Raw genomic sequence first — 19,160 nt, forward strand, 5'->3', positions numbered from 1 at the left:
GGCGGCGGTCACCTTGCCGTCGGTGGCGTGCAGCTGCTTGCCGGTCACCGCTTCCGTGCTGGTGGCGCTCAGTGCACCATCGGTCACACCGGACACCGTGCGGGTCAGGTTGCCCTGGTTACGCACATCCAGCGTACGGCCGGTGTTCTGCGCGCCCAGGCGCACATTGCCCGTGGCCGAGACCTGGCTGACCAGGCTGTTGGCCAGGTCCGCACCGGTCTGCGCCTTGTTGGCCGCCGTGGCCGCGGCGGTGGCGGTGGTCTGCGCCGCAACGGCCTTGTTGTCGGCAGCGGTCACGTTGGTGTTGGTGGTATGCAGCTGTTTGCCGGTGACCGCCTCAGTGCTGGTACCACTGAGCGCGCCATCGGCGACGCCACTCAGTTTGCGCCCCGCTTCATTCTTGTTGCGCACATCGATGATCGTGCCGGTGTTCTCGGCACCGATGCGAACATTGGCGTTGGCTGCTGTCTGGCGGATCAATCCACCAACGGCACCGACCTGGGTCAGCGCGGTGGCAGCGTCGGCTTTCGCCGTGTTGGCCGTGTTGGTGGCCGCGGTCACGTTGGTGTTGGTGGCACTGAGCTGATTGCCGGTCACCGCCTCACTACTGCCGGCCGCCACCAGGCCGTCGCCCACGTTGACGATCTTGCGCTTCAGGGTCGCGTTGCCAACCGAGATCGCATTGGCCACGGTGGCTACCGATTCAGTACCCAGCGCAACTGCCTTGCTCGCGTTCTCGTCCACCTTCGCACCGCGACCCAAGGCCATGCCAGCTGCGGAGGTGGCACCAACCGATGCACGGTCGCCGAACGCCAGCGAGTGTTGCGCCGCAGCGCTGGAGACAGAGCCGATGGCTACCGCGCTTGAGCCACTGGCCGCGGCCTGATAGCCGACCGCAGTGGCGTAGCTATTGGTCGAAGAGGCCTGTGCTCCCATGGCCATTGCATTGGCCTGTGAGGCACTGGCTGCCTGTCCCAGCGCCACGGTGCCGGCGGTCATGGCCTTGGTGCCCGCGCCGAGAGCAACCGCCGAGGAGCCAGCACCTTCAGCGCCGGTGCCCAGTGCAGTGGCATTGGCCCCGGAGGCCTTTGCGTGGATGCCTACGCCAGTGGCATTGGTACCCGTGGCGACAGCGTCCTTGCCCAAGGCAGTCTGCGCGCTGGTCAGCTTGGCAACGGCGTTGTTGGCCGTGGTGCTTGCCGTCGTGGCGGTGGTCTGGGCTGCGGTGGCCTTGTTGTCGGCGGCGGCAACCTTGCCGTCTGTGGCGTGCAGCTGCTTGCCGGTCACCGCTTCCGTGCTGGTGGCGCTCAGCGCACCGTCGCTCACGCCCGTCAGCGTGCGGCTCTGATTGTCCTTGTTCCGTACATCCAGGCGTACGCCTTCGTTACCGATACCTAAGCGCACCGTACCGGTAGACGATGCCTCGGCAATAAGGCTCTGGACCTTGGCCGCGTTGGTGGAGATGGTTTGATTGGTCGCGTTCAGCTGCTTGCCGGTCACCGCCTCGGTGCTGGCTGCACTGAGCACGCCATCGGCCACATTGACGATCTTGCGTTGCTGGCTCGCGCTACCAACAGACACCGTGTTGGCTACCGTAGCAACGGAACCGTGACCCAATGCGATCGCGCTGGCACCGCTTGCCTTGGCATTATGGCCCAGCGCCACGGTGTAGTCAGCGCTGCCGGTGGCGGACCGGCCAATGGCTGTCACGCCAGCCCCGGAGGCCAGCGCTTCATACCCGATCGCGGTGGATGTGTTGCCGGTGACCTTGGCGCGGTGCCCAATGGCAACGGCGTATTGGTGATCGGCGTGTGATTCAGTGCCGATTGCCACCGACGAGGCATCGCCGCTGGCCTTGGCATCCGTACCGAGTGCAATGGCGTTCAGACGCCCGCTGGCAGCGCTACGTGTACCGATGGCCGTGCCGCGGGTGCCGGTCGCGGCGGCGCCCTCGCCCAGCTCGACTCTCGTGCTGGCCAGCTTTGCCAAGGCTGTATTGGCGGTGGTGGTGGCCAAGTCCGCACCGGTCTGCGCCTTGTTGGCGGCCGTGGCCGCCGCGGTGGCGGTGGTCTGCGCCGCGGTAGCCTTGTTGCTGGCGGCGGTCACGTTGGTATTGGTGGTATGCAGCTGCTTGCCGGTCACGGCATCCGTGCTGGTGGCACTGAGCGCGCCATCGGCCACATTGACGATCTTGCGCTTCAGCGTCGCGTTGCCGACCGACACTGTGTTGGCCGCCGTAGCGCTCGAGGTACTCCCCAAAGCCACCGAATTTGTCGCCGCGGCTGCGACCTCGGCGCGGTTGCCGAGGCTGACGGCACTGCTGGCTGCCCCTTTGGCGAGGGTGCCGATGGCCACGCTGTTCGCGCCTGTGGCGGTCGCCGAGTAACCCATGGCGTTGCTGTACGTGCCGGATGCTACAGCTTTATTACCAATCGCCACGTCGGCAGTGCCCGTGGCGGAGGCCGAGTAGCCAACCGCCAACGCAAAGTGGGACGCCCGCGCCTTCGCACCCAACGCAGTGGCCCCTATACCATCGGCATTGGCACCGAAACCAAAGGCACTGCCATCGGGCCCGTTCACCACCACCTGGTTCCCGTATGCCGTCGAATAGCCGCCGCTCACCGCGGAGCGCGAGCCGAGCACGATGGAATGATCGCCGCTCAGCGTCGCGTTTTTGTAGGAAGAATCGGAGGTGAGCGCTGTCTGATTGTGGACATTGAGGATGCCCGCGACGGCTCGTGGTGCGACGCCCTGCGCTGCGAACGGCGACATCACGGCTTCCGGCACCACGGTGAACCGCAGCTGCTCTTCGGCATCGTCCGCAGCAACATCGTTCGCAGCCATGACCGGAAGCGAAAGCACCAGCGCAACGGCGGCGGTTGCCACGGCGCGTGCGCCACTGGCGCGCTTGCCGCGGCCCTTGGTGTGTTCGCTGGCGACCATCCAGCAGCCAAGGGCGGTGTTCCAGATGAGGCGGTAAATGTGGTTCACGCTGAAGTACTCCATGGGTCAAAAGAAATAAAAAGGCAAAGCGTTGCCGTCCACGGCGATGCCGCGGTGGCAGAAGGGAAGCGAGCAGATACCCGGTCGCGCCGTTTGCGGCGGCGACCGGAATACAGCGCGGCCGTCTTAGGGCGTAAGCACCTTGTGGTGGTCCCGATACCCCTGGTAGCTCAGGCGATAGGACACGGTGATCTGCGAGGTGCCGGCGGGATCGAACGGCAGCGCCATGCGCGCACCCGGATACACGCTGCGTTCCACGGCGTGCTCGGTGCATTGCGTCGCGGCCGTACACGCCCGGATGCTGGTCACGCCCAGGCGGACGTTGCCGACGTTGTGCAGTTCGCCCCCATCAATACGCATGTCCGGTACGGGCTGGGCCGGGATGACGTGGACCAGTGCGCCCCAGACCAGGCTGACGCCGACGTTGGCGACCGGGTTGTCCGGCTCTTGCTCGGCACTCTCTTCGCGCGGCGGCGGGACACCCTCGAAATACACCCGGTACGGCGTTTCCTGCTGGACCGATGCCAACGGAATGACCCGGACCAGCCGGTTGCCGCCCCCGGCGAGCACGAACTTGCCGGGGGTGACCGCCACGCCATCGCGGTGGCCGGGTGCAAGTTCGACCTCGGTTTCTTCTTCGGTGCCCGGATGCTCGAGGCGCAGCACCCGGGTCTGCACGTACTGGGTGCGGCTGGTCTGCGAATGCGCCCGGATCTGCCCGGTATGGCCATCGTGCACCGGCAGGCGCATGGGATGCACGCTCAGGTTGGCGTTTGCGGGCGCGGCCAATGTGGCCGCCGCCAGGAAAAGGAGGGCCTGCAGGCGAGCGATGGGGCTGTTCATTACGGTGTCTCGTTGGGGGGCCATCAGGGCGTGCCCGTGGGAACGTTCAGGACGATAGTCAAATTGCCTTGGTAGTAGCCTTCCGTTTTGGACGAAGCATCCACGCGCGGCACCTCCAGGGTCAGCGGTGTGGGCACGCAGTACACCGGCAGCGACATGCCCGGCAGCACCACCAGGCGCAGCTCCGCACTATCGATGCCATTCAAGGGCTCCAGCCGTCCGTTCTGCATACGGATCGGCACGCCGGCATGGCGCAGGGTGACGGTGTAATCCAGCCGGTCGCGTTCGTCGCTGCCGATGGCCGCCGCATTCCAGACCGAGAACCGCTCGGGCGGGCGCCCGGGCGCGGGCCGGCCCGTATCGGTGACGCTTATTTCCAGGTACGGGCTTTGCGAGCCGAGGCCGTCGTAAAGGCACATATCCAGGTCGCGCCGACCGGACAACGAGGGCGTGCCGACCGGGTTGTACTTCACGTTGAGCCCCACGTGCGGCGTGGCCTGGTCGTACTGGGGGAAGTAGATGCTGACCTTGTCGCGGTCGCTGATGGTGAGATCAAACGTGAAGGTATATGTCGCCAGATTCGTATCGTTCTCATCGGTACGCAGGTGAAGTTTCAACACCGCGTCCCAGCGGCCCGCGACCAGTTTTTCCAGTTCACTTGCGGGCAATTGCAAGGCGCCGCCTGTTCCAGTTGGCAGCCACGTGCTACATGCCGGACCAAAAGATGATGACAGGGGTCTGTAACCGCCTTGCCAATAGTCGCCACCACATGCGCGGCTGGACAGAGCCCGTTCCAGCCATCCTTCTATCGCCAGGTCGACACGAAGACCGGAACGTCGCTCCACAAACTGAAGGGGAACATAGCTTCGGGCGTCGCCTATTTCATGTGTATCCGCGACAGGGCACTTACCAGTCCTGGAATCGCTCTCCGACTCGCACACCAGGTGAATGGACCCGTACCTGAGTCCTTCGTCATCGTCATACCCGAGCAGCGTCTTAGGTGCCCAGAGAATCTGGTCCCCCGGCATCGCGGCGCGATCGTAGTTGAGAACGATGTGCTGATCGCCGCCGGAGGGGCGGGTAGGCGTCGGGCGTTGCGCGAAGGCCGTCTCGGCCAACAGCGCGGTCAAGAAGAGCAACAGTAGAAGGCGCACAATGGTGTGGTTCACAGCGCTCCCCCCGCCACCGATGGCAGCTGCTCGCCCAGCGCCTGCTCGCGCAGCAACCGCTGCACCCGCGCCTGCTGCTGGATCTTCGACGGTAGCCGGTCAACGGCCAATGGCTGGCAGCGCACCGCGCCCACCATGAACACCACGCTGCGGCGCTCACGCACCTGCAGGGGGCACTCCATCAGGCGGTTTTCCTGCAGCAGATACAGGGTTTTTTCGCGCTGCGGGAAATCGGCGATGAAGCCGCCGTCATTTCCCAGCGAAGGCAGCGGCGCGTTGAGGATGCGCGCGCCGTGGAGGGCGACGCCCTCGTCGTCGTGGGCGCTGCCGATGAAGGTGTAGGTCAGGTCAAGTTCGATGGGCATCATCCAGAGTTTTCCAGGTGGCAGGAACAGGGACTGGCCACTGCCCTGCCCCTCCACGCGCACGGCGGCGGCAACGTCGTGCGCGCTGACGTCCTGCACTTCGGCACGGGTGAGGGTGTAGCTGCTCAGCGGCAGCAGGCGGCGCTGGCCGAAGCGCAGCGTCTGGCGGCGGGCACCGGCCACGCGCACCTCGGCCGCGTGGCCGTTGAGTTCGATGTCTTCGGGGGTGTCCACCTGCACGGCGACACCCGCCCCGCTGCCGTACTCACTGCCCCAGAACAGCCCGCCCCGGCCCACTGCGAAGGAGGAGGTATGCGTGGCCGTATAGCTCGTTTCCCCCTGGTCGCGGCTGCGGTAGTGCGAGGCGGTGGCGGCGGTGGCGCCGTAATCATCCTGCTGGCGCACGCTGGCGCTGGCACTGTTCTGCCCGTTGCTGCGGCCATTGAACTCGCCGCCCAGCTCGCGGTAACCGGTGCCCCACTCCCAGCGGCGGGTACGGCCGATGCGATAGCCGGCGCGCGGTTGCTCCTCGCGGCCATGCTGCAGGTCCAGCCCAACGCGGTCCTGGCGGGTGGTCATCGGTGTGCGGACCACGCGGGATACGGCCAGGTTGACGTACACCCCGTTGTCGCGGCGGGGCCCTGGCTGGCGCCGGTGTGCTGGGTGAATGCGCCGGTGCGCGTGGCCAGGCTCATGCCGCGCCACTGGAAGCTGCGGCTGTAGTTGGCCTGCAACGTGCGGGTGAGCTGGCCTTCGCGGTCTCCCGGGCGCCACGGCGCGCCGGGCGGCAGGCCGTCGTCGAACCACGGCAGCAGGTTCTGCTCGCGGCCCAGCGTGTAGGTGGTACGGCGGGTATAGCCGAAATAGAGGTTGCCGCCCGCCAACGGGGTGGACAGCGAGGCACTGAGCGCATCGCTGCAGCCCAGCGATTCGGGGTTGATGTAGTTGCCACGGCAGGCCCCACCGCGCATGCGCTGGTGATAGACCGTGCCCGACACACGATGGCGGTACGTTGCCTGCTGCTGCAGGCCGCGGCTGCCGTCATCGCCGCGCAGCATCGCACTGCTGCCGGTGAATTCATGGGTGCCCAACGCCTTGCGGCCCTCCAGGCGGAGCTCGCCGTAGGCGATGTTGTCAACGATGGCCGAGCCCACGGTCATGGCCAGGTTGGGGTGCAGCGGCAGGCGCAGGCCGGCCTGCAGCGCGCCGCGGTGATCGCGCTCATCGTGCGTGATCAGCCGCCCGCCCTGCACGAACCATTGCCTGCTGTCCTCATCCCAGGTGGCACCGGATTTACTGAACGGCGCGTCTTCGGTGCGCACCAGTACGCCATCTTCAAAGATGCGCAGGTTGACCAGATAGCTGCCGGTCGGAAACCGCGTGGTGTCCAGATCATTGATGCCGCTGTCCAGGTAGAAGCTCTGCAGCAGGCGCTGCCCATCGTAGGCATCCACGCGTGCGTTGCGGCTGAGCAGCACGGTCAGCGGGCTGCCCTGCCCGATCACCGCCCGGTCCAGATAGGCCTGGGTGGTGCCGAAGCGGACGCCCTCGAAGCGGTCCAGCGGCAGCATGCTGAAAGCGAAATTGCCGCCCTCGGCGCTGGAGAGGTTGCGGCGGTCCATGCGGCCCACCTGCACATAGTGCTTGCGCGCCAGATCATTGCGCAGGTACAGGTCATTGAAGGACAACGTATCGCGGCTGCCACGGCCGCGCTGCTGCTGCCGGTTGTAGGTCCAGTCCACGCCGATGTGTCCGTCGCGGAACACCCCCAGCATGCCGGTGCCCATCGCCGAGAGGCTCATGTAGCCGCTGCCACCACTGATGTTGAACATCTGGTGGTGCAGCAGGGCGTTCTGCGCGGCCTCGTTGGGGCGGTGGTAGCGGTCACGCACCGGGCTTGCCGACGGCAGCCACTGGCGTGCCGGGAAGAGATTCAGTACGCCTTCGTTTTCATCGTGGATCACCCCGATGCTGGTCGGGTCATCGGTGGGCGCCAGGTAGCCGCAGCCACTGTCCGGCGCCACGTTGTCGCAGGCGAGGTGACCATTGCGCGGCAGCGTGGCCGACAGTGCCGGCACGAGTGCGGCCTTGGCCTCCTCACTGAGCTCCAGCGCGGTCAGCACCGGCTCCGGATCCAGCAGGCGCACGCCGTCGGGCGTGACGAACACCGGCCAGACGCCTGCCGAGCGCCCCATCAAACGGACGTCGAGCTGTTCGGTCTGGCCGGCCACAAGGTCCTCGAATCCGGCGGGCACCGGGCGCGCGCCCGCAGCGGCGCAGGCGAGCACGGCAGCCATGGCCATGGCGAGGCGGGAACAGGATAGGTAAGGAGTGTGCATGGCAGGTAGCCCACAGCGCAGCCGCCCGGTCAGGCGGCGGCTGCACTGCACAGGCGTTTGTTACGACTTCTGCACCATGACGAGGCTGACGATGCCTTCATAGCGGCCGGCAACGGCGATCGGGCCTGCGGTGGTCTGCGAGATCGTCAGCGGCAGCACGATCGAGGCGCCCGGATAGTTGGAACCCGGGAACAGCGAGGCTGCAGTGAAATCCACGCCGGCGGCGGTCAGCGCGACCGAGTTCAGATGGACCGACAGCGGCACGGCCGTTGCGGTCGGGCCCGCCATCGTCGGGATGAGGCTGGGTGCCGAACCGAGGCGCACGGTGATGTCCTTGGTGATGTCGTTGGAGAACACGCGCACCTGGTCGGTCCACGGCACCAGGCCGGCAGTGGTGCCGCTACCCGCACGGTAACCCAGTTCGACCACATCGCTCAGCGGGGTACCATCGGCCTTGAGCAGCGCAAGCGTCGGGTCGATATCGGCCCAGACGGTGATGTCGGCCTGTACCGCATGGGCGGACATCGACGCGGTTGCCAGGGCAGCGGTAGCGAACAGCTTGGTGATCAGGTTCATCGGGTTCTTTCCTTGGTGTTGTAGTTGGGGAGGCTGGCCGGGAAACGTGGGGAGCGCTGCGCGCCCTTCCCGACCAGCACCTCACACTAGGCAGCCGCGTTGCGCGGCACCATGCAACAACTTGATAAAATTCCGTTACTTTCGAGAAGGGCGAACCTGTTCGCACTCTGCGCGGCTCAACTTCCGCTGGGCGACAGGCCGATGGACTTGGCATAGAGCATGAGCTCGTAGTCGGATTTCAGATTGAGCCGCTTCATCGCCGTGCCTTTCTGCCGGCTGATGGTGCTGACCGTCCGCCGATGGATGTCGGCGATCTGCTTGATGCTCAGGCCGTGTGCCATCAGCCGCACCACCTCGCTTTCCTTGGCGCTCAGCGCACGCGTGCCGGTGGCGGACGCCTTGAGCCGCTGGGCCAGATCGCCGGAGTAGAAGCGGCCGCCCGCCAGGACCGTGCTGACGGCCTCGGTGAGTACCACCAATGCGCAGGTTTTCTCAAGGATGCCTTCAACCCCCAGCCGCGCCACCGCGCGCAGCACGACAAGATTGCTGAAGGAGGTCACCACGAGCAGGCGCACCCGTGGATGATTGCGGCGGATATCGGCCAGCATCCGAACGCCGTCCGGCCGTTGCCCGAAGGGCATCGAGAGATCGGTGATGACCAGTTCGCAGCGGTGCAGGAGCAGGAGATCCTCCAGCTGCGCGGCGTCGGCCGCCTCACCGACGATCGCCCACTCCGGTACGTGAGCAAGAACCGAACGGAGACCGGTGCGGACGACGGGATGGTCGTCCGCCAGCAGGATGCGTTTCATGGCAAAGACCTCGTCGTTGGAATCGGTGCGCGCGCATTGATTGCTCACGCCGCGTCCTGCGGCGGCAACTGCGGTGTGGGTCAAGCGGGCGACCTTGTCGCGGGGCGCTCAACGACGCAGCAGGCAGCGCGTTCCCCGAGGACCGGGGACACCTTGAGGATAGGAGAAGTCGCTGCCCGGCCTCTATGACTCGAGTTGCATAATTCGCGTTCTGCAGTGGCTATCACTATTGCCAGCCACGATCAGCGCTACGGTCTGCGCCTGAACGCCCTGCCTCGGGAAGGAGGACGGCGGCTGCCGGTCACCCGCGCAGCGTCGCGCCGCCGTCCACGTAGAGATCGCTCATGGCGATATGCCCGGCCTGGTCGGAGAGCAGGAACATCACCGATTGGGCAATGTCGTCCGGGGTGGCCAGCTTGCGCAGTGGAATGCCGGCCTTGTAAGTCTCCAGCGAGCCGGCGATGACCCGCTCCGCGCCGTGGTCGTCGGCCCACATGCCGGTCTGCATGGGGGTGAGCGTGGAACCCGGGGCGACGATGTTGCAGCGGATGCCCAGCGGTGCCAGTTCCAGCCCCAGGCAGCGGGTGAACATGGTCGCGGCGGCCTTGGAGGCGGCGTAGGCGGCCATGCCGTGGCGCGGGACGCCTGCGGCGTTGGAGCTGACGGTGACGATGGCACCGGCCCGGCGTGGGCTCATTACCCGGGCCAGTGCCCGGCAGACGTGGAAGACGCCATCGGTGTTGACCGCGAAGACCTGCCGCCACTGCGCATCATCGATGCCGGTGACGGTGCCGACCTGCAGTACGCCGGCCACGTTGACGCCGAAGCCGATCGGGCCGATCTCGCGTTCGATCCACTCGACCAGCGCCTCCACCGCGCCGGAATCGGTGACATCCAGTGCGCGGGCGTGGAGGGGCGGCTGCCCTGCCCGCTGCTCGAGCACGGGCGCGGTGATATCGGTGGCGACCACGATGCTGCCGCTGTCACGCAACAAGGTCACCAGGGCCGCGCCGATGCCGCCGCTGGCGCCGGTGACCAGGGCGATGGTGCCGTCGAATCCGGTGAGTTTCATGCCGATGTCCTGAGTGCGTCGTGCCGCTGAAGGTGCGCATCGAGCCACGGCGCGATCTGCGCCACGGCATCGCGCCCGGTGAGTTCGGCGTGCAGATAAGGGAGTTCGATCGCCTCCACGTGCGCTGCGTGGGCCTGCCACAGGGCCGACTGCAACTGCGGGCGGTTGAGGTGGTCGCGGCCGGCCCGGACGTGCAGCAGCGGACCCTCGTAGTGCGTGTGGTGATGGGCGCGGATCAGGCGGTTGGTGCCGGTGACGGCCCGGACCACGCCATCGAGAACGATATCCGGCAGGTTGCCCAGCGCGCTGTCGCCGCGGCGCAGGAAGGCCAGGATGCGCGCGCGGGTGTCCAGCTCGGGGTGTGCATCCGGATCGTGGCCGGCGATGGCGAGCAAGGCGCGCAGCGCGGCTATCGGGTCCGGCTCGGGCTCGGCCCGCCAGCACTCGCTGGGGTACGCATCGAGCAGCGCCAGCACGCCCACCTCATGGCCGAGGCCGCGCAGGTGTACCGCCATCGCCTGGGCGAGGATGCCGCCGACCGACCAGCCCAGCAGATGCACCGGGCCGGGCCGACCCAACGCGAGAATGCGCGCTGCATAGTCCGCGGCCAGGGCCTCGATGCTGGTGGGCAGCGGCTGGTCGGGATCGAGCACGGGCGACTGCATGCCCTGCACCTCGCGCGTGGGCGACAGCGCCCGGGCCAGATCACGATAGTTCCAGGCGATGCCGCCTGCGGGATGGATGACATACAGCGGCGCAAGTGCGGCATCGCTCCTGGCCAGCCGGATCATCGGCGCGAGGCCATGATCGGCAGCGGCCGGCGGCGCATCGATCCGTGCCGCGAGCCCGGCCACGGTCGGGGCGGCGAACACCGCGCCCAGGCCGAGGTCGCAGCGCCACTGCTGCTGGATGGCCAGCAACAGGTGCACGGCACTGAGCGAGTCACCGCCCAATGCGAAGAAATCGGCGTCGGCGCTGACCGGTGCACTGAGTGAGAGCGTCTGCGCGAACAGTGTAGCCAGCGCCTGCTCGGTGGCGGTCACCGGCGCCACGCCCGTGGAGACCGCCTGGGTGGGCGCCGGCAATGCGGCGCGATCCAGCTTGCCGTTGGCGGTGACCGGCCAGTGTTCCACTGCCACGAAGGCGCTGGGCAGCATGTAGTCCGGCAGGCGCGCGCCCAGATGGGTACGCAGCGTTTCCTGCTCCGGGCCACCCGTGTTGAGGTAGGCCACCAGCCGCGGTTCGCCCGGCCGGTCCTCGCGCAGCAGCACCTCGGCACGGGTGATGCCAGGTGCAGAGCGCAGTGCGGCATCGATCTCGCCGAGTTCGATACGCAGGCCGCGCAGCTTGATCTGGTGATCGTTGCGACCGAGGTACTCCACGGCCCCATCCTCGCGCCAACGCGCCACATCACCCGTGCGGTACAGGCGGCCCCCGGGCACGAACGGATCGGCCAGGAAGCGCTCGGCGGTGAGGTCGGCGCGGCCGAGATAGCCACGTGCCAGCTGCACCCCGCCGAGATACAGGTCGCCGGCCACGCCGGGCGGCAGCGGCTGCATCCGGGCATCGAGCACATACAGGCGGGTATTCCAGACCGGATGACCGATCGGCACCAGCGCGGAGGTGTCGTCGCGGCTGGCCGGCCAGAAGCTGACATCCACGGCCGCCTCGGTGGGGCCATAGAGATTGTGCAGTTCGGCGTGGACGGTGGCATGGAAGCGGTCACGCAACGCGGCATCGAGTGCTTCGCCACTGGTGAACACGCGTCGCAGTTGCAGCCCACGTGCGGCAGGGGCCGCCAGGAACGCGGCCAGCATGGCCGGCACGAAATGCAGGGTGGTGATGGCGTGCTCGCGAATCAAAGCGGCCAGCGCCAGGGGATCGCGATGCGCCTCAGGCGGTGCCACCACCAGCGTCGCGCCGCTGATCAGCGGCAGGAAGAACTCCCAGACCGAGACATCGAAGGTGGCCGGGGTCTTCTGCAGGATGCGGTCGTCCGGTTGGAAGGCATAGTGCTCGCGCATCCACTCCAGGCGGTTGACGATGGCGCGGTGCTCGATCAACACGCCCTTGGGCTCGCCGGTGGAGCCGGAGGTATAGATGACGTAGGCCGCGTCTGCCGGCTGCGGCGCGGCGGCCAGGGCGGCGTCGCTGTGGGCGTTCCACTGCCCCGGCACCAGCACCGACGCGTCCGGGAAGCGCTCGCGATCCTGCGCCAGCGCCAGCACGCAGACCGGCTGCGCCGAGCGCAGGATCCGGGCGAGGCGCTCATCCGGGTGGGCCAGATCCATCGGCAGATACGCACCGCCTGCGCGCAGCACCGCGACCAGGGCGATGATCAGCTCCAATGAGCGCGGCAGCGCGACCACCACCCTCGCCTCGCGGCCGACGCCTTGCGCCTGCAGTTGCAGCGCCAAGGCGCGGCTGCGCTGCTCCAGCGCGGCGTAGGTGAGCTGCTGCGTGCCGAAGACCACAGCGACAGCCTCGGGCGTACGGTGCATGCGCGCGGTGATCAGTGCGGCGAGGCTGACCTCGGGCACGGGGTGCGCGGTGGCGTTGATGTCATATAGATAGCGCTGCGCTTCTTCTGGCGTGCACAACGGCACCGAAGCGATGTCGCCGCCAGCGGCCTGCACCTGCAGCGCGGCCGACACGAAATGCAGCAGCCGTGCGGCGTGCGCCTGCACCTGCGCGGAGGTGTACAGCGCCGGGTTCGCTTCGATCTCCAGATCGAGCACGGCGGTGCCATCGCCACGGAAGCCAAGCGTCACATCATCGACGGGACCGGTGGAGAGCACCTCCAGCGTGGCATGGACGCCGGCCAGCTGCAGCGGCCGATAGAACGGCTGCACGTTGACCAGCGGGCCATGCAGGCGGCGCTGGCCACCGATCAAGCCCAGGTCACGCCGCAGCTGCTCACCGCGATAGCGCCCGTGGCGGCGGCCGCGCATCAGGCGCAGGGCGACATCGCGCACGAAGGTATCGACGCCGCCTTCCCCGGCCGTGACCCGCAGCGGCAACACGTTCATCACCATCGCCGGCACACGGGCGGAGACGCTGCCGAGCCGGCCCATGAACGGCACGCCGATGATGGCCTCGGCTTCGCCACTGATCCGGCGGCAGTATTCTGCGCCGAGCGCGGTCAACAGATCCGGCCAGGGCTGGCCGATCGCGGCGGCGGCAGAGTGGAGGCGCTCGCGCAGGGCCGGCGCCATCGGCTGTACGTGGCGCAGTGCATCCGGTGCGGCGGCAGCAAGCCCGGCCTGCAGACCGGTGGCGGCCGGCGCATCGGCCAGGAGCTCGCGCCAGTAGGTGGCATCGCGCGTGCGGCGCTCGCTGGCACGGTACGCGGTGTCTTCCTCCAACGCGGGGGCCAGTGGCGCCAATGCGGCGTGTGATGCGTTGCCCGCATACAGCGCGCAGACCCGCTCGGTCAGCAGGCCCATGCCATAGCCATCGGTGGCGAGGTGGTGCACGCGCAGATACCAGACGCTGCGTGCCGGGCCAAGCAGGAACAGACGCTGCTGGCTGAGCCGGTCGCGGGCCGGATCGACTGGATTGAGGCGGTCGCGCTGCATGGCCTCGCGCGCCGCCGCGGCCGGGTCCGGCTGATCGGACAGATCCATCACCTGCAGCGCCGGCGTGTGCTGTGGATCGACCCACTGCACGGGCAAGCCCTCTGCGCTCTCGACCATGCGCAGCGCCAGTGCCTCGGCCTCCTGCGCGGCCTGGTCGGCGGCGCGCACGAAGGCCGCGACGTCCAGCGCCCCTTCGATCCATACCGCATGGGCGGTGTTGAAGGCCGGGTTGTCCGGCGCCAAGCGCTGCGCGTACCACAGGCCAGCCTGCGCCTCGCTCAGCCCGCGAACGATGGGCTCGGCCGCACCCGGCACCGCACGGGCCTTCATGCGCTGGCCGCCGCCTGTGCCTGCAGGCGCTGCACCACCGTCCACCAGCCGCCGAGCGTGGCGTGCTCGGCCAGGTGGCTGAACTCCAGCGCGATGCCGGTGTTGCCCCAGGCCAGCACCAGGCCCAGCACACGCATCGAATCCAGGCCGAGGTCCATCAGGTTCTCCTCGGTGCTGATGTCCTCGGGCGCTTCGCCGAGCATCTCGGCGACATCGGCGCGCATGCGCGCCAGGGTGAGTGCGGTCATGCGAGGGTCTCCAGCAGGTGATCGGTGGTCATCGGCACGCCACAGGTACGGGCGATCCAGTGCAGCGCCAGATCATGATCGGCGCGCGAGAAATCGGCCACGGCATCGGCGGCGATGAAGCTCTCGATGTCGCGCTGGAAGCCCTCGGCGACGGTGGCGGTGCAGCCGATGTGCGCGTACACGCCGGTGACCAGCAGCTGATCGCGGCCACGGGCGCGCATCATCGTCTCCAGATTGCTGCGCTGGAACGCGCTGTAGCGGTGCTTGACCAGCACGTGGTCGCCCGGCGCGGGGGCCACGGCCTCGACGATGGCTTCGTGTTCTTCGGTGGCGGACATGCCCGGGCCCCACAGGTCGGCCTGCAGGCCCCGGTCGCGGCGATCCTGGTTGCCCCGCTGGGCGGTGTAGAACACCGGGATGCCACGGGCGCGGCAATGCGCGAGCAGGCGGGCGATGTTGGCCACGGCCGGTGCCAGCGGCGCGGCATCCGGCGCGAACGCGGCCAGGAAGTAACGCTGCATGTCATGCACCAGTAGCGCCAGGCGCTCGCTCTGCGGCTGCCACGCGCCGCGCGGGGTGGGCAGTTCGGCCTGGGTCGGCAGGGGGTACGATTGGATCTTGGGCAGCGCCATCAGCGCGTTTCTCCTGTCTGTTGCATGAAACGTTCGCGCAGCTGGGCACGCAGCTCGCGGCGGCTGATCTTGCCGACCGCGGTGGTGCCGAAGGCATCGACGAACACGATCTGGTCCGGCACTTTGAACGCCGCCAGGCCGCGGCCGCGCACCCACGCCTTGAGGCTGGCGGCCTTGGTCGGCTCGCCCTGGGCAATGATGAAGGCGCAGCTGCGTTCACCAAGGTAGGCATCGGGAATGGAGACCACCGCCGCATCGAACACGCTCGGGTGCGCCAGCAGATGGTCTTCGATCTCTTCGGCGGAGATCTTCTCACCGGCGCGGTTGATGTGATCGGTGGCCCTGCCCTGCACCACCAGATAGCCGCCCGGCAGGCGCTGCACCCTGTCGCCGGTGCGGTAGAAGCCGTCCTCGGTGAAGGCGCGTGCGTTGGCGGCGGGATCGTTGTGATAGCTGCGGATGGTGTACGGGCCGCGGGTAAGCAGATGGCCGGTCTCACCGTCGGCAACCGGGTTGCCGTGGTCGTCGACCACCAGCACCTCGTCGTGTTCGCTGATCGGGCGGCCTTGGGTGGAAACGGTGATCTCCTCGCTGTCGTGCAGGCGGGTGTAGTTGACCAAGCCCTCGGCCATGCCGAACACCTGCTGCAGGGTGCAGCCCAGCCCGGCGATCACCCGGCGCGCGGCCTCCGGCACCAGCTTGGCGCCGCCGACCTGCACCACCTGCAGGCTGGAGAGATCGTGCGTGGTCGTGGCGGCCGCCTGCGCCCACAGCAGCGCCAGCGGCGGCACCAGGCCGACACAGGTCACCCGCTCGCGCGCGATCAGGCCGAACGCGGTCTCCGGGCCCGCGCCCGGGCTCAGCACCACACGGCCACCAGCGTACAGCGTGCCGAAGAACCCCGGCGAGCTCATCGGGAAGTTGTGCGCAGCCGGCAGCGCCACGAGATAGACGCTGTCCTGGGTGATGCCACAGATCTGGTTGCTGGCGCGGAAGGAATACAGGTAGTCGTCGTGCGTGCGCGGGATCAGCTTGGACAGGCCAGTGCTGCCCCCGGAGATCTGCAGGAAGGCGACCGATTGCGGGTCAGGATCGGCGGGCAGCTGATCAAGATCGCCTGCCAGCGACTCCAGCGCGGTGAACCCGGCCGCGTTACCGGCGATGATGACGTGCTGCACCTCGGGCACCTGCACCTGCAGTTCGCGCGCAAGGGTGCGGTAATCGAACCCCTCGTAGCTGGAGGCAGCGATATAGGCATTGGCCTCGGCCTTGCGGGCGAAATGCACGACCTCGGTGATGCGGTGCGCGGGCAATGCATACACGGGAATCAAACCAGCGCGGAACAACCCGCAGACCACGGTCACAAATTCCGGCACGTTGCCAAGCTGCACCACCACCCGGTCACCCGGGATCAAGCCCTGCGCGAGCAGGCCGGCGCCGATGCGGCCGGCCTCCTGCCACAGCTGGGCATAGGTGAGGCGCGTATCGCCGCCGACCACTGCGATATCACCGGCGAAGCGCTCGGCGCGTTCGCGCAGGAAGCCCGGAAAGGTCTCGCCGCGCCAATGGCCGGCCGCACGATAGCGCGCGGCCAGGGCCGGCGGCCAGACCTGGCGCAGCGGCACCCGGGCGGAAGAGAAGGATGCGTTCATGGACAGCTCCCGCACATCAGAAAGGACGAACGTCATGGACGCCGAGCGCGGTCAGCAGGGCCATGAACTTGGCAGCCGTTTCGGCCACCTCGAGATCGGGTTGGGACTCGGCGACGATGCCGGCACCGGCATACAGGCGCACTTCGGTGCCCTGCACGCGTGCGCAGCGGATCGCCACATACCAGTCGCCGTCGCCCTGCCCATCGGTCCAGCCGACGGCGCCGGCATAGAAGCCCCGTGCGACCGGTTCAGCCTGACGGATCAGTTCAAGTGCCGGCTGGCGCGGCGTGCCGCAGACCGCCGGGGTGGGATGCAGCAGTGCGACCAACGCGGCCGAGGACACCGAAGGATCCTTCAGCGTGCCGTGGATGCGGGTGCCGAGATGCCACATGGTGGCGGTGGCGTGCAGTGTCGGCCGCGGCTGTGCCTCGACGTGATGGCACAGCGGTGCCAACGCGGCCACGATGGCCTCGACCACGTGGCGATGCTCGTCATGGTCCTTGGCCGAGGCCAGCAGCGTCTCCGCGGCGCGTGCATCCTCGGCCGGATCGGCCAAACGACGGGCCGAGCCGGCCAGCGGATGCGAGAGCACACGGTCACCGCGTCGGGAGATCAGCAGCTCCGGGGTGGCGCCGACCAGCCAGGCCGCGTCGTTCGTGCCTGCTGCGGGCACCGGGACGACGTAGGTCGCCACGCTGGGGTCTTTGCCCAGGCGTGCGGCCAGCACGCGCGGATGCAGCGGCTGCGCGGTGGTGACCCGCAGGCTGCGCGCGAGCACGACTTTCTCCAATGGGCCGTCGGTGCGCTGCAGTTCCGTGACGGCGGCCGCCACCGCCTGCGCATACGCATCGGCAGACGGTTCGGCGAGCACATCGCCAACGAGGGTCGGCGTTTCCACGCGGACCACGGTGGGCTGGCCAGACACCTGATCCGGCTGGTAGAGCGCATCGCCCTGCTCGGGATCGAACGGTACCGCCCCCACCAGCAGGCGCGGGCCGGAGCGCGGCGCGGCGAAGAACGCGGCAACGCGCCCGGCCAAGGTGGCGGTGGCACCGGACGGCAGCCGCGCACGCACACCGTGCGCTTCCATCGCCTGCTGCGGGCTGCGCAGCAGGAAGTACGGGGCGTCGGCCGCATCAGCGGTGGCGGTGTCGGTCATCTCATCGGCCACGCCGCTGGCGAGCATCTCGTTCATGCCGCACCCCGCGCACGATGCAGGGCGGCAGAGCCCGCCAGGATCAGCAGCACCACGCCCACCAGCAGGTACGGCGCGCTCGGCGACCACCGATACAACAGTGTGCCGATCATCGGCCCGACCACCATGCCCATGCCCTGCACCGACGCTACCGTACCTGCCGCAGCGCCCTGCTCATGCGCCTCCACCGAATCGGCCGCCAGCGCCTGGAAATTGGGGAACACGAACCCCATGCCGAACGCGGCGATCGCATAACTGGCCAGCAGCTGCCACGGCACACTGACCAGCGCGACCGACGCAAAGCCCAGCCCGGAGATCAGCGCCCCGACCAGGATCCAGCGCGTCGGGCGGATGTCCTTGAGCTTCATCACCAGACCCTGCGCGAAGATCAGGCCGACACCGACGGCGGTCAGGGCCAGCCCGGCCATGCGTGCGCCGTCTGCCGGGGAGAGCTGCAGCCGATCAATCGCGAAGAAGCCGACCGTCACCTGCGCGATGGTCACCGAGATCATTGCGGCGAACACCGCCAGCAACGGCAGGCGCAGGCGCGCATCGCCCAGGCCCAGTGTCGGTTTGGGGCCGGTGTGCGTCGGCGCGACGGGCGGCGTGTCCGGCAGGCGCCACCAGATCATCAGCAGCGACAACAGCGGCAACAACGCGGCCACATACAGTGTGAGCGAGAGATTCTGGTAGGCGATCCAACCGGCGGCGGCCGGGCCCAGCACCATGCCCAGCGCATTGGCGGTGCCAAGCTTGGCCATCACGCTGCCGCGCTGCCCCGGGGCGGCCTGGTCGGCGATGATGGCCGCAGCGGTCGGCGGCACGGCGGCGTAGAACAGCCCCACCAGGGCACGCGTGCCGATCAGGACCAGCACGGAGAGCCAGACCGCCGGCGGTGAGGTCAGCGCCACATCCACGAACACCGCCAGCGCCACGTAGATCGCCGCGTAGGCCGCCAGTGCGATCAGCAGCACGCGCTTGCGCCCGATGCGATCACTGAGTGCACCCCAGCGGCGCGCCGACAGCATCCACAACACCCCCGCCGCAGTGACCGAGAGGCCGGCGTGCCACTCGGCCAGGCCCAACACCCGCACCACCGGGCCGATCACGGACACGAACGCCATCATTGCCATGGTGCCGAGCAGCGCGGCGGAAACGAGGGCGGGCAAACCGGAAACGACAGGACGTGAAGACATTGAACACCACAGCCAATAAGAAGTTGAACCACGCGGTGCGCCGCGGCGCGCGCGGTTCTGCCATCCGGTTGCGAACGCATCACCGCCCTGTGATTCATCAAATGATAACGGCTCGCATTTGCGTTTGATAGTGCAATCTGTATGGGGTGTTCA

Annotated in this window: 14 protein-coding genes; all 14 read right to left on the bottom strand. The window is 68.1% G+C overall.

All coding sequences use genetic code 11. The features are described from left to right. Positions 1–2,991, bottom strand: a 2,991-nt coding sequence (locus ACW6W5_RS17180) for an ESPR-type extended signal peptide-containing protein (protein ID WP_458233668.1), incomplete at its 3' end; no start/stop codon positions are given. A 138-nt stretch (positions 2,992–3,129) separates the two neighbouring features. After that, complete coding sequence (locus ACW6W5_RS17185) at positions 3,130–3,846, bottom strand: pilus assembly protein (protein WP_152154386.1); 717 nt, start codon at positions 3,844–3,846, stop codon at positions 3,130–3,132. Positions 3,847–3,869: 23 nt separating this feature from the next. Beyond that, complete coding sequence (locus ACW6W5_RS17190; RefSeq protein WP_226956721.1) at positions 3,870–5,015, bottom strand: CfaE/CblD family pilus tip adhesin; 1,146 nt, start codon at positions 5,013–5,015, stop codon at positions 3,870–3,872. Next, positions 5,012–5,959 (bottom strand): CS1-pili formation C-terminal domain-containing protein, encoded by a 948-nt coding sequence (locus ACW6W5_RS17195; protein ID WP_428999849.1) that lies wholly within the window; start codon positions 5,957–5,959, stop codon positions 5,012–5,014. Before ACW6W5_RS17195 ends, ACW6W5_RS17190 begins: the two co-directional genes overlap by 4 nt. Beyond that, a complete protein-coding gene (locus tag ACW6W5_RS17200) occupies positions 5,956–7,677 on the bottom strand; it encodes a TcfC E-set like domain-containing protein (RefSeq protein ID WP_319020628.1) in 1,722 nt (573 codons plus the stop codon). Before ACW6W5_RS17200 ends, ACW6W5_RS17195 begins: the two co-directional genes overlap by 4 nt. A gap of 102 nt (positions 7,678–7,779) precedes the next feature. After that, positions 7,780–8,295, bottom strand: a complete 516-nt coding sequence (locus tag ACW6W5_RS17205) for a CS1 type fimbrial major subunit (protein WP_152154388.1) — start codon at positions 8,293–8,295, stop codon at positions 7,780–7,782. A gap of 176 nt (positions 8,296–8,471) precedes the next feature. Next, positions 8,472–9,188 carry a response regulator transcription factor gene (locus ACW6W5_RS17210; RefSeq protein WP_152154390.1) on the bottom strand — a complete coding sequence of 239 codons (717 nt, stop codon included), beginning with the start codon at positions 9,186–9,188 and terminating at the stop codon, positions 8,472–8,474. Positions 9,189–9,405: 217 nt separating this feature from the next. Next, positions 9,406–10,176, bottom strand: a complete 771-nt coding sequence (locus ACW6W5_RS17215) for a 2,3-dihydro-2,3-dihydroxybenzoate dehydrogenase (protein WP_121036929.1) — start codon at positions 10,174–10,176, stop codon at positions 9,406–9,408. Further along, complete coding sequence (locus ACW6W5_RS17220; protein ID WP_152154392.1) at positions 10,173–14,084, bottom strand: non-ribosomal peptide synthetase; 3,912 nt, start codon at positions 14,082–14,084, stop codon at positions 10,173–10,175. Before ACW6W5_RS17220 ends, ACW6W5_RS17215 begins: the two co-directional genes overlap by 4 nt. Further along, positions 14,081–14,332, bottom strand: coding sequence for a phosphopantetheine-binding protein (locus ACW6W5_RS17225; RefSeq protein ID WP_121036931.1), 252 nt, complete (start codon positions 14,330–14,332; stop codon positions 14,081–14,083). Before ACW6W5_RS17225 ends, ACW6W5_RS17220 begins: the two co-directional genes overlap by 4 nt. Further along, on the bottom strand, positions 14,329–14,964 hold the full coding sequence (locus ACW6W5_RS17230) for an isochorismatase family protein (RefSeq protein WP_152154394.1): 636 nt from the start codon (positions 14,962–14,964) through the stop codon (positions 14,329–14,331). The genes ACW6W5_RS17225 and ACW6W5_RS17230 overlap by 4 nt, the downstream gene beginning before the upstream one ends. After that, positions 14,964–16,616: a (2,3-dihydroxybenzoyl)adenylate synthase gene (locus ACW6W5_RS17235; protein ID WP_152154396.1), complete on the bottom strand. Its 1,653-nt coding sequence runs from the start codon at positions 16,614–16,616 to the stop codon at positions 14,964–14,966. Before ACW6W5_RS17235 ends, ACW6W5_RS17230 begins: the two co-directional genes overlap by 1 nt. A 16-nt stretch (positions 16,617–16,632) precedes the next feature. After that, on the bottom strand, positions 16,633–17,811 hold the full coding sequence (locus ACW6W5_RS17240) for an isochorismate synthase (protein ID WP_152154399.1): 1,179 nt from the start codon (positions 17,809–17,811) through the stop codon (positions 16,633–16,635). Beyond that, positions 17,808–19,007, bottom strand: a complete 1,200-nt coding sequence (locus ACW6W5_RS17245; RefSeq protein ID WP_152154401.1) for an MFS transporter — start codon at positions 19,005–19,007, stop codon at positions 17,808–17,810. Before ACW6W5_RS17245 ends, ACW6W5_RS17240 begins: the two co-directional genes overlap by 4 nt. Positions 19,008–19,160: the final 153 nt, after the last annotated feature.

It is taken from the genome of Stenotrophomonas sp. IS26, from assembly GCF_054188265.1.

Excerpts from the sequence above, each read along its gene's own strand:
- ACW6W5_RS17185 (WP_152154386.1), bottom strand. The coding sequence starts at position 3,846 with ATGAACAGCCCCATCGCTCGCCTGCAGGCCCTCCTTTTCCTGGCGGCG.
- ACW6W5_RS17200 (WP_319020628.1), bottom strand. The coding sequence starts at position 7,677 with ATGGCTGCCGTGCTCGCCTGCGCCGCTGCGGGCGCGCGCCCGGTGCCC.
- ACW6W5_RS17225 (WP_121036931.1), bottom strand. The coding sequence starts at position 14,332 with ATGACCGCACTCACCCTGGCGCGCATGCGCGCCGATGTCGCCGAGATG.
- ACW6W5_RS17215 (WP_121036929.1), bottom strand. The coding sequence starts at position 10,176 with ATGAAACTCACCGGATTCGACGGCACCATCGCCCTGGTCACCGGCGCC.
- ACW6W5_RS17205 (WP_152154388.1), bottom strand. The coding sequence starts at position 8,295 with ATGAACCTGATCACCAAGCTGTTCGCTACCGCTGCCCTGGCAACCGCG.
- ACW6W5_RS17245 (WP_152154401.1), bottom strand. The coding sequence starts at position 19,007 with ATGTCTTCACGTCCTGTCGTTTCCGGTTTGCCCGCCCTCGTTTCCGCC.
- ACW6W5_RS17230 (WP_152154394.1), bottom strand. The coding sequence starts at position 14,964 with ATGGCGCTGCCCAAGATCCAATCGTACCCCCTGCCGACCCAGGCCGAA.
- ACW6W5_RS17195 (WP_428999849.1), bottom strand. The coding sequence starts at position 5,959 with ATGACCACCCGCCAGGACCGCGTTGGGCTGGACCTGCAGCATGGCCGC.
- ACW6W5_RS17235 (WP_152154396.1), bottom strand. The coding sequence starts at position 16,616 with ATGAACGCATCCTTCTCTTCCGCCCGGGTGCCGCTGCGCCAGGTCTGG.
- ACW6W5_RS17220 (WP_152154392.1), bottom strand. The coding sequence starts at position 14,084 with ATGAAGGCCCGTGCGGTGCCGGGTGCGGCCGAGCCCATCGTTCGCGGG.
- ACW6W5_RS17240 (WP_152154399.1), bottom strand. The coding sequence starts at position 17,811 with ATGAACGAGATGCTCGCCAGCGGCGTGGCCGATGAGATGACCGACACC.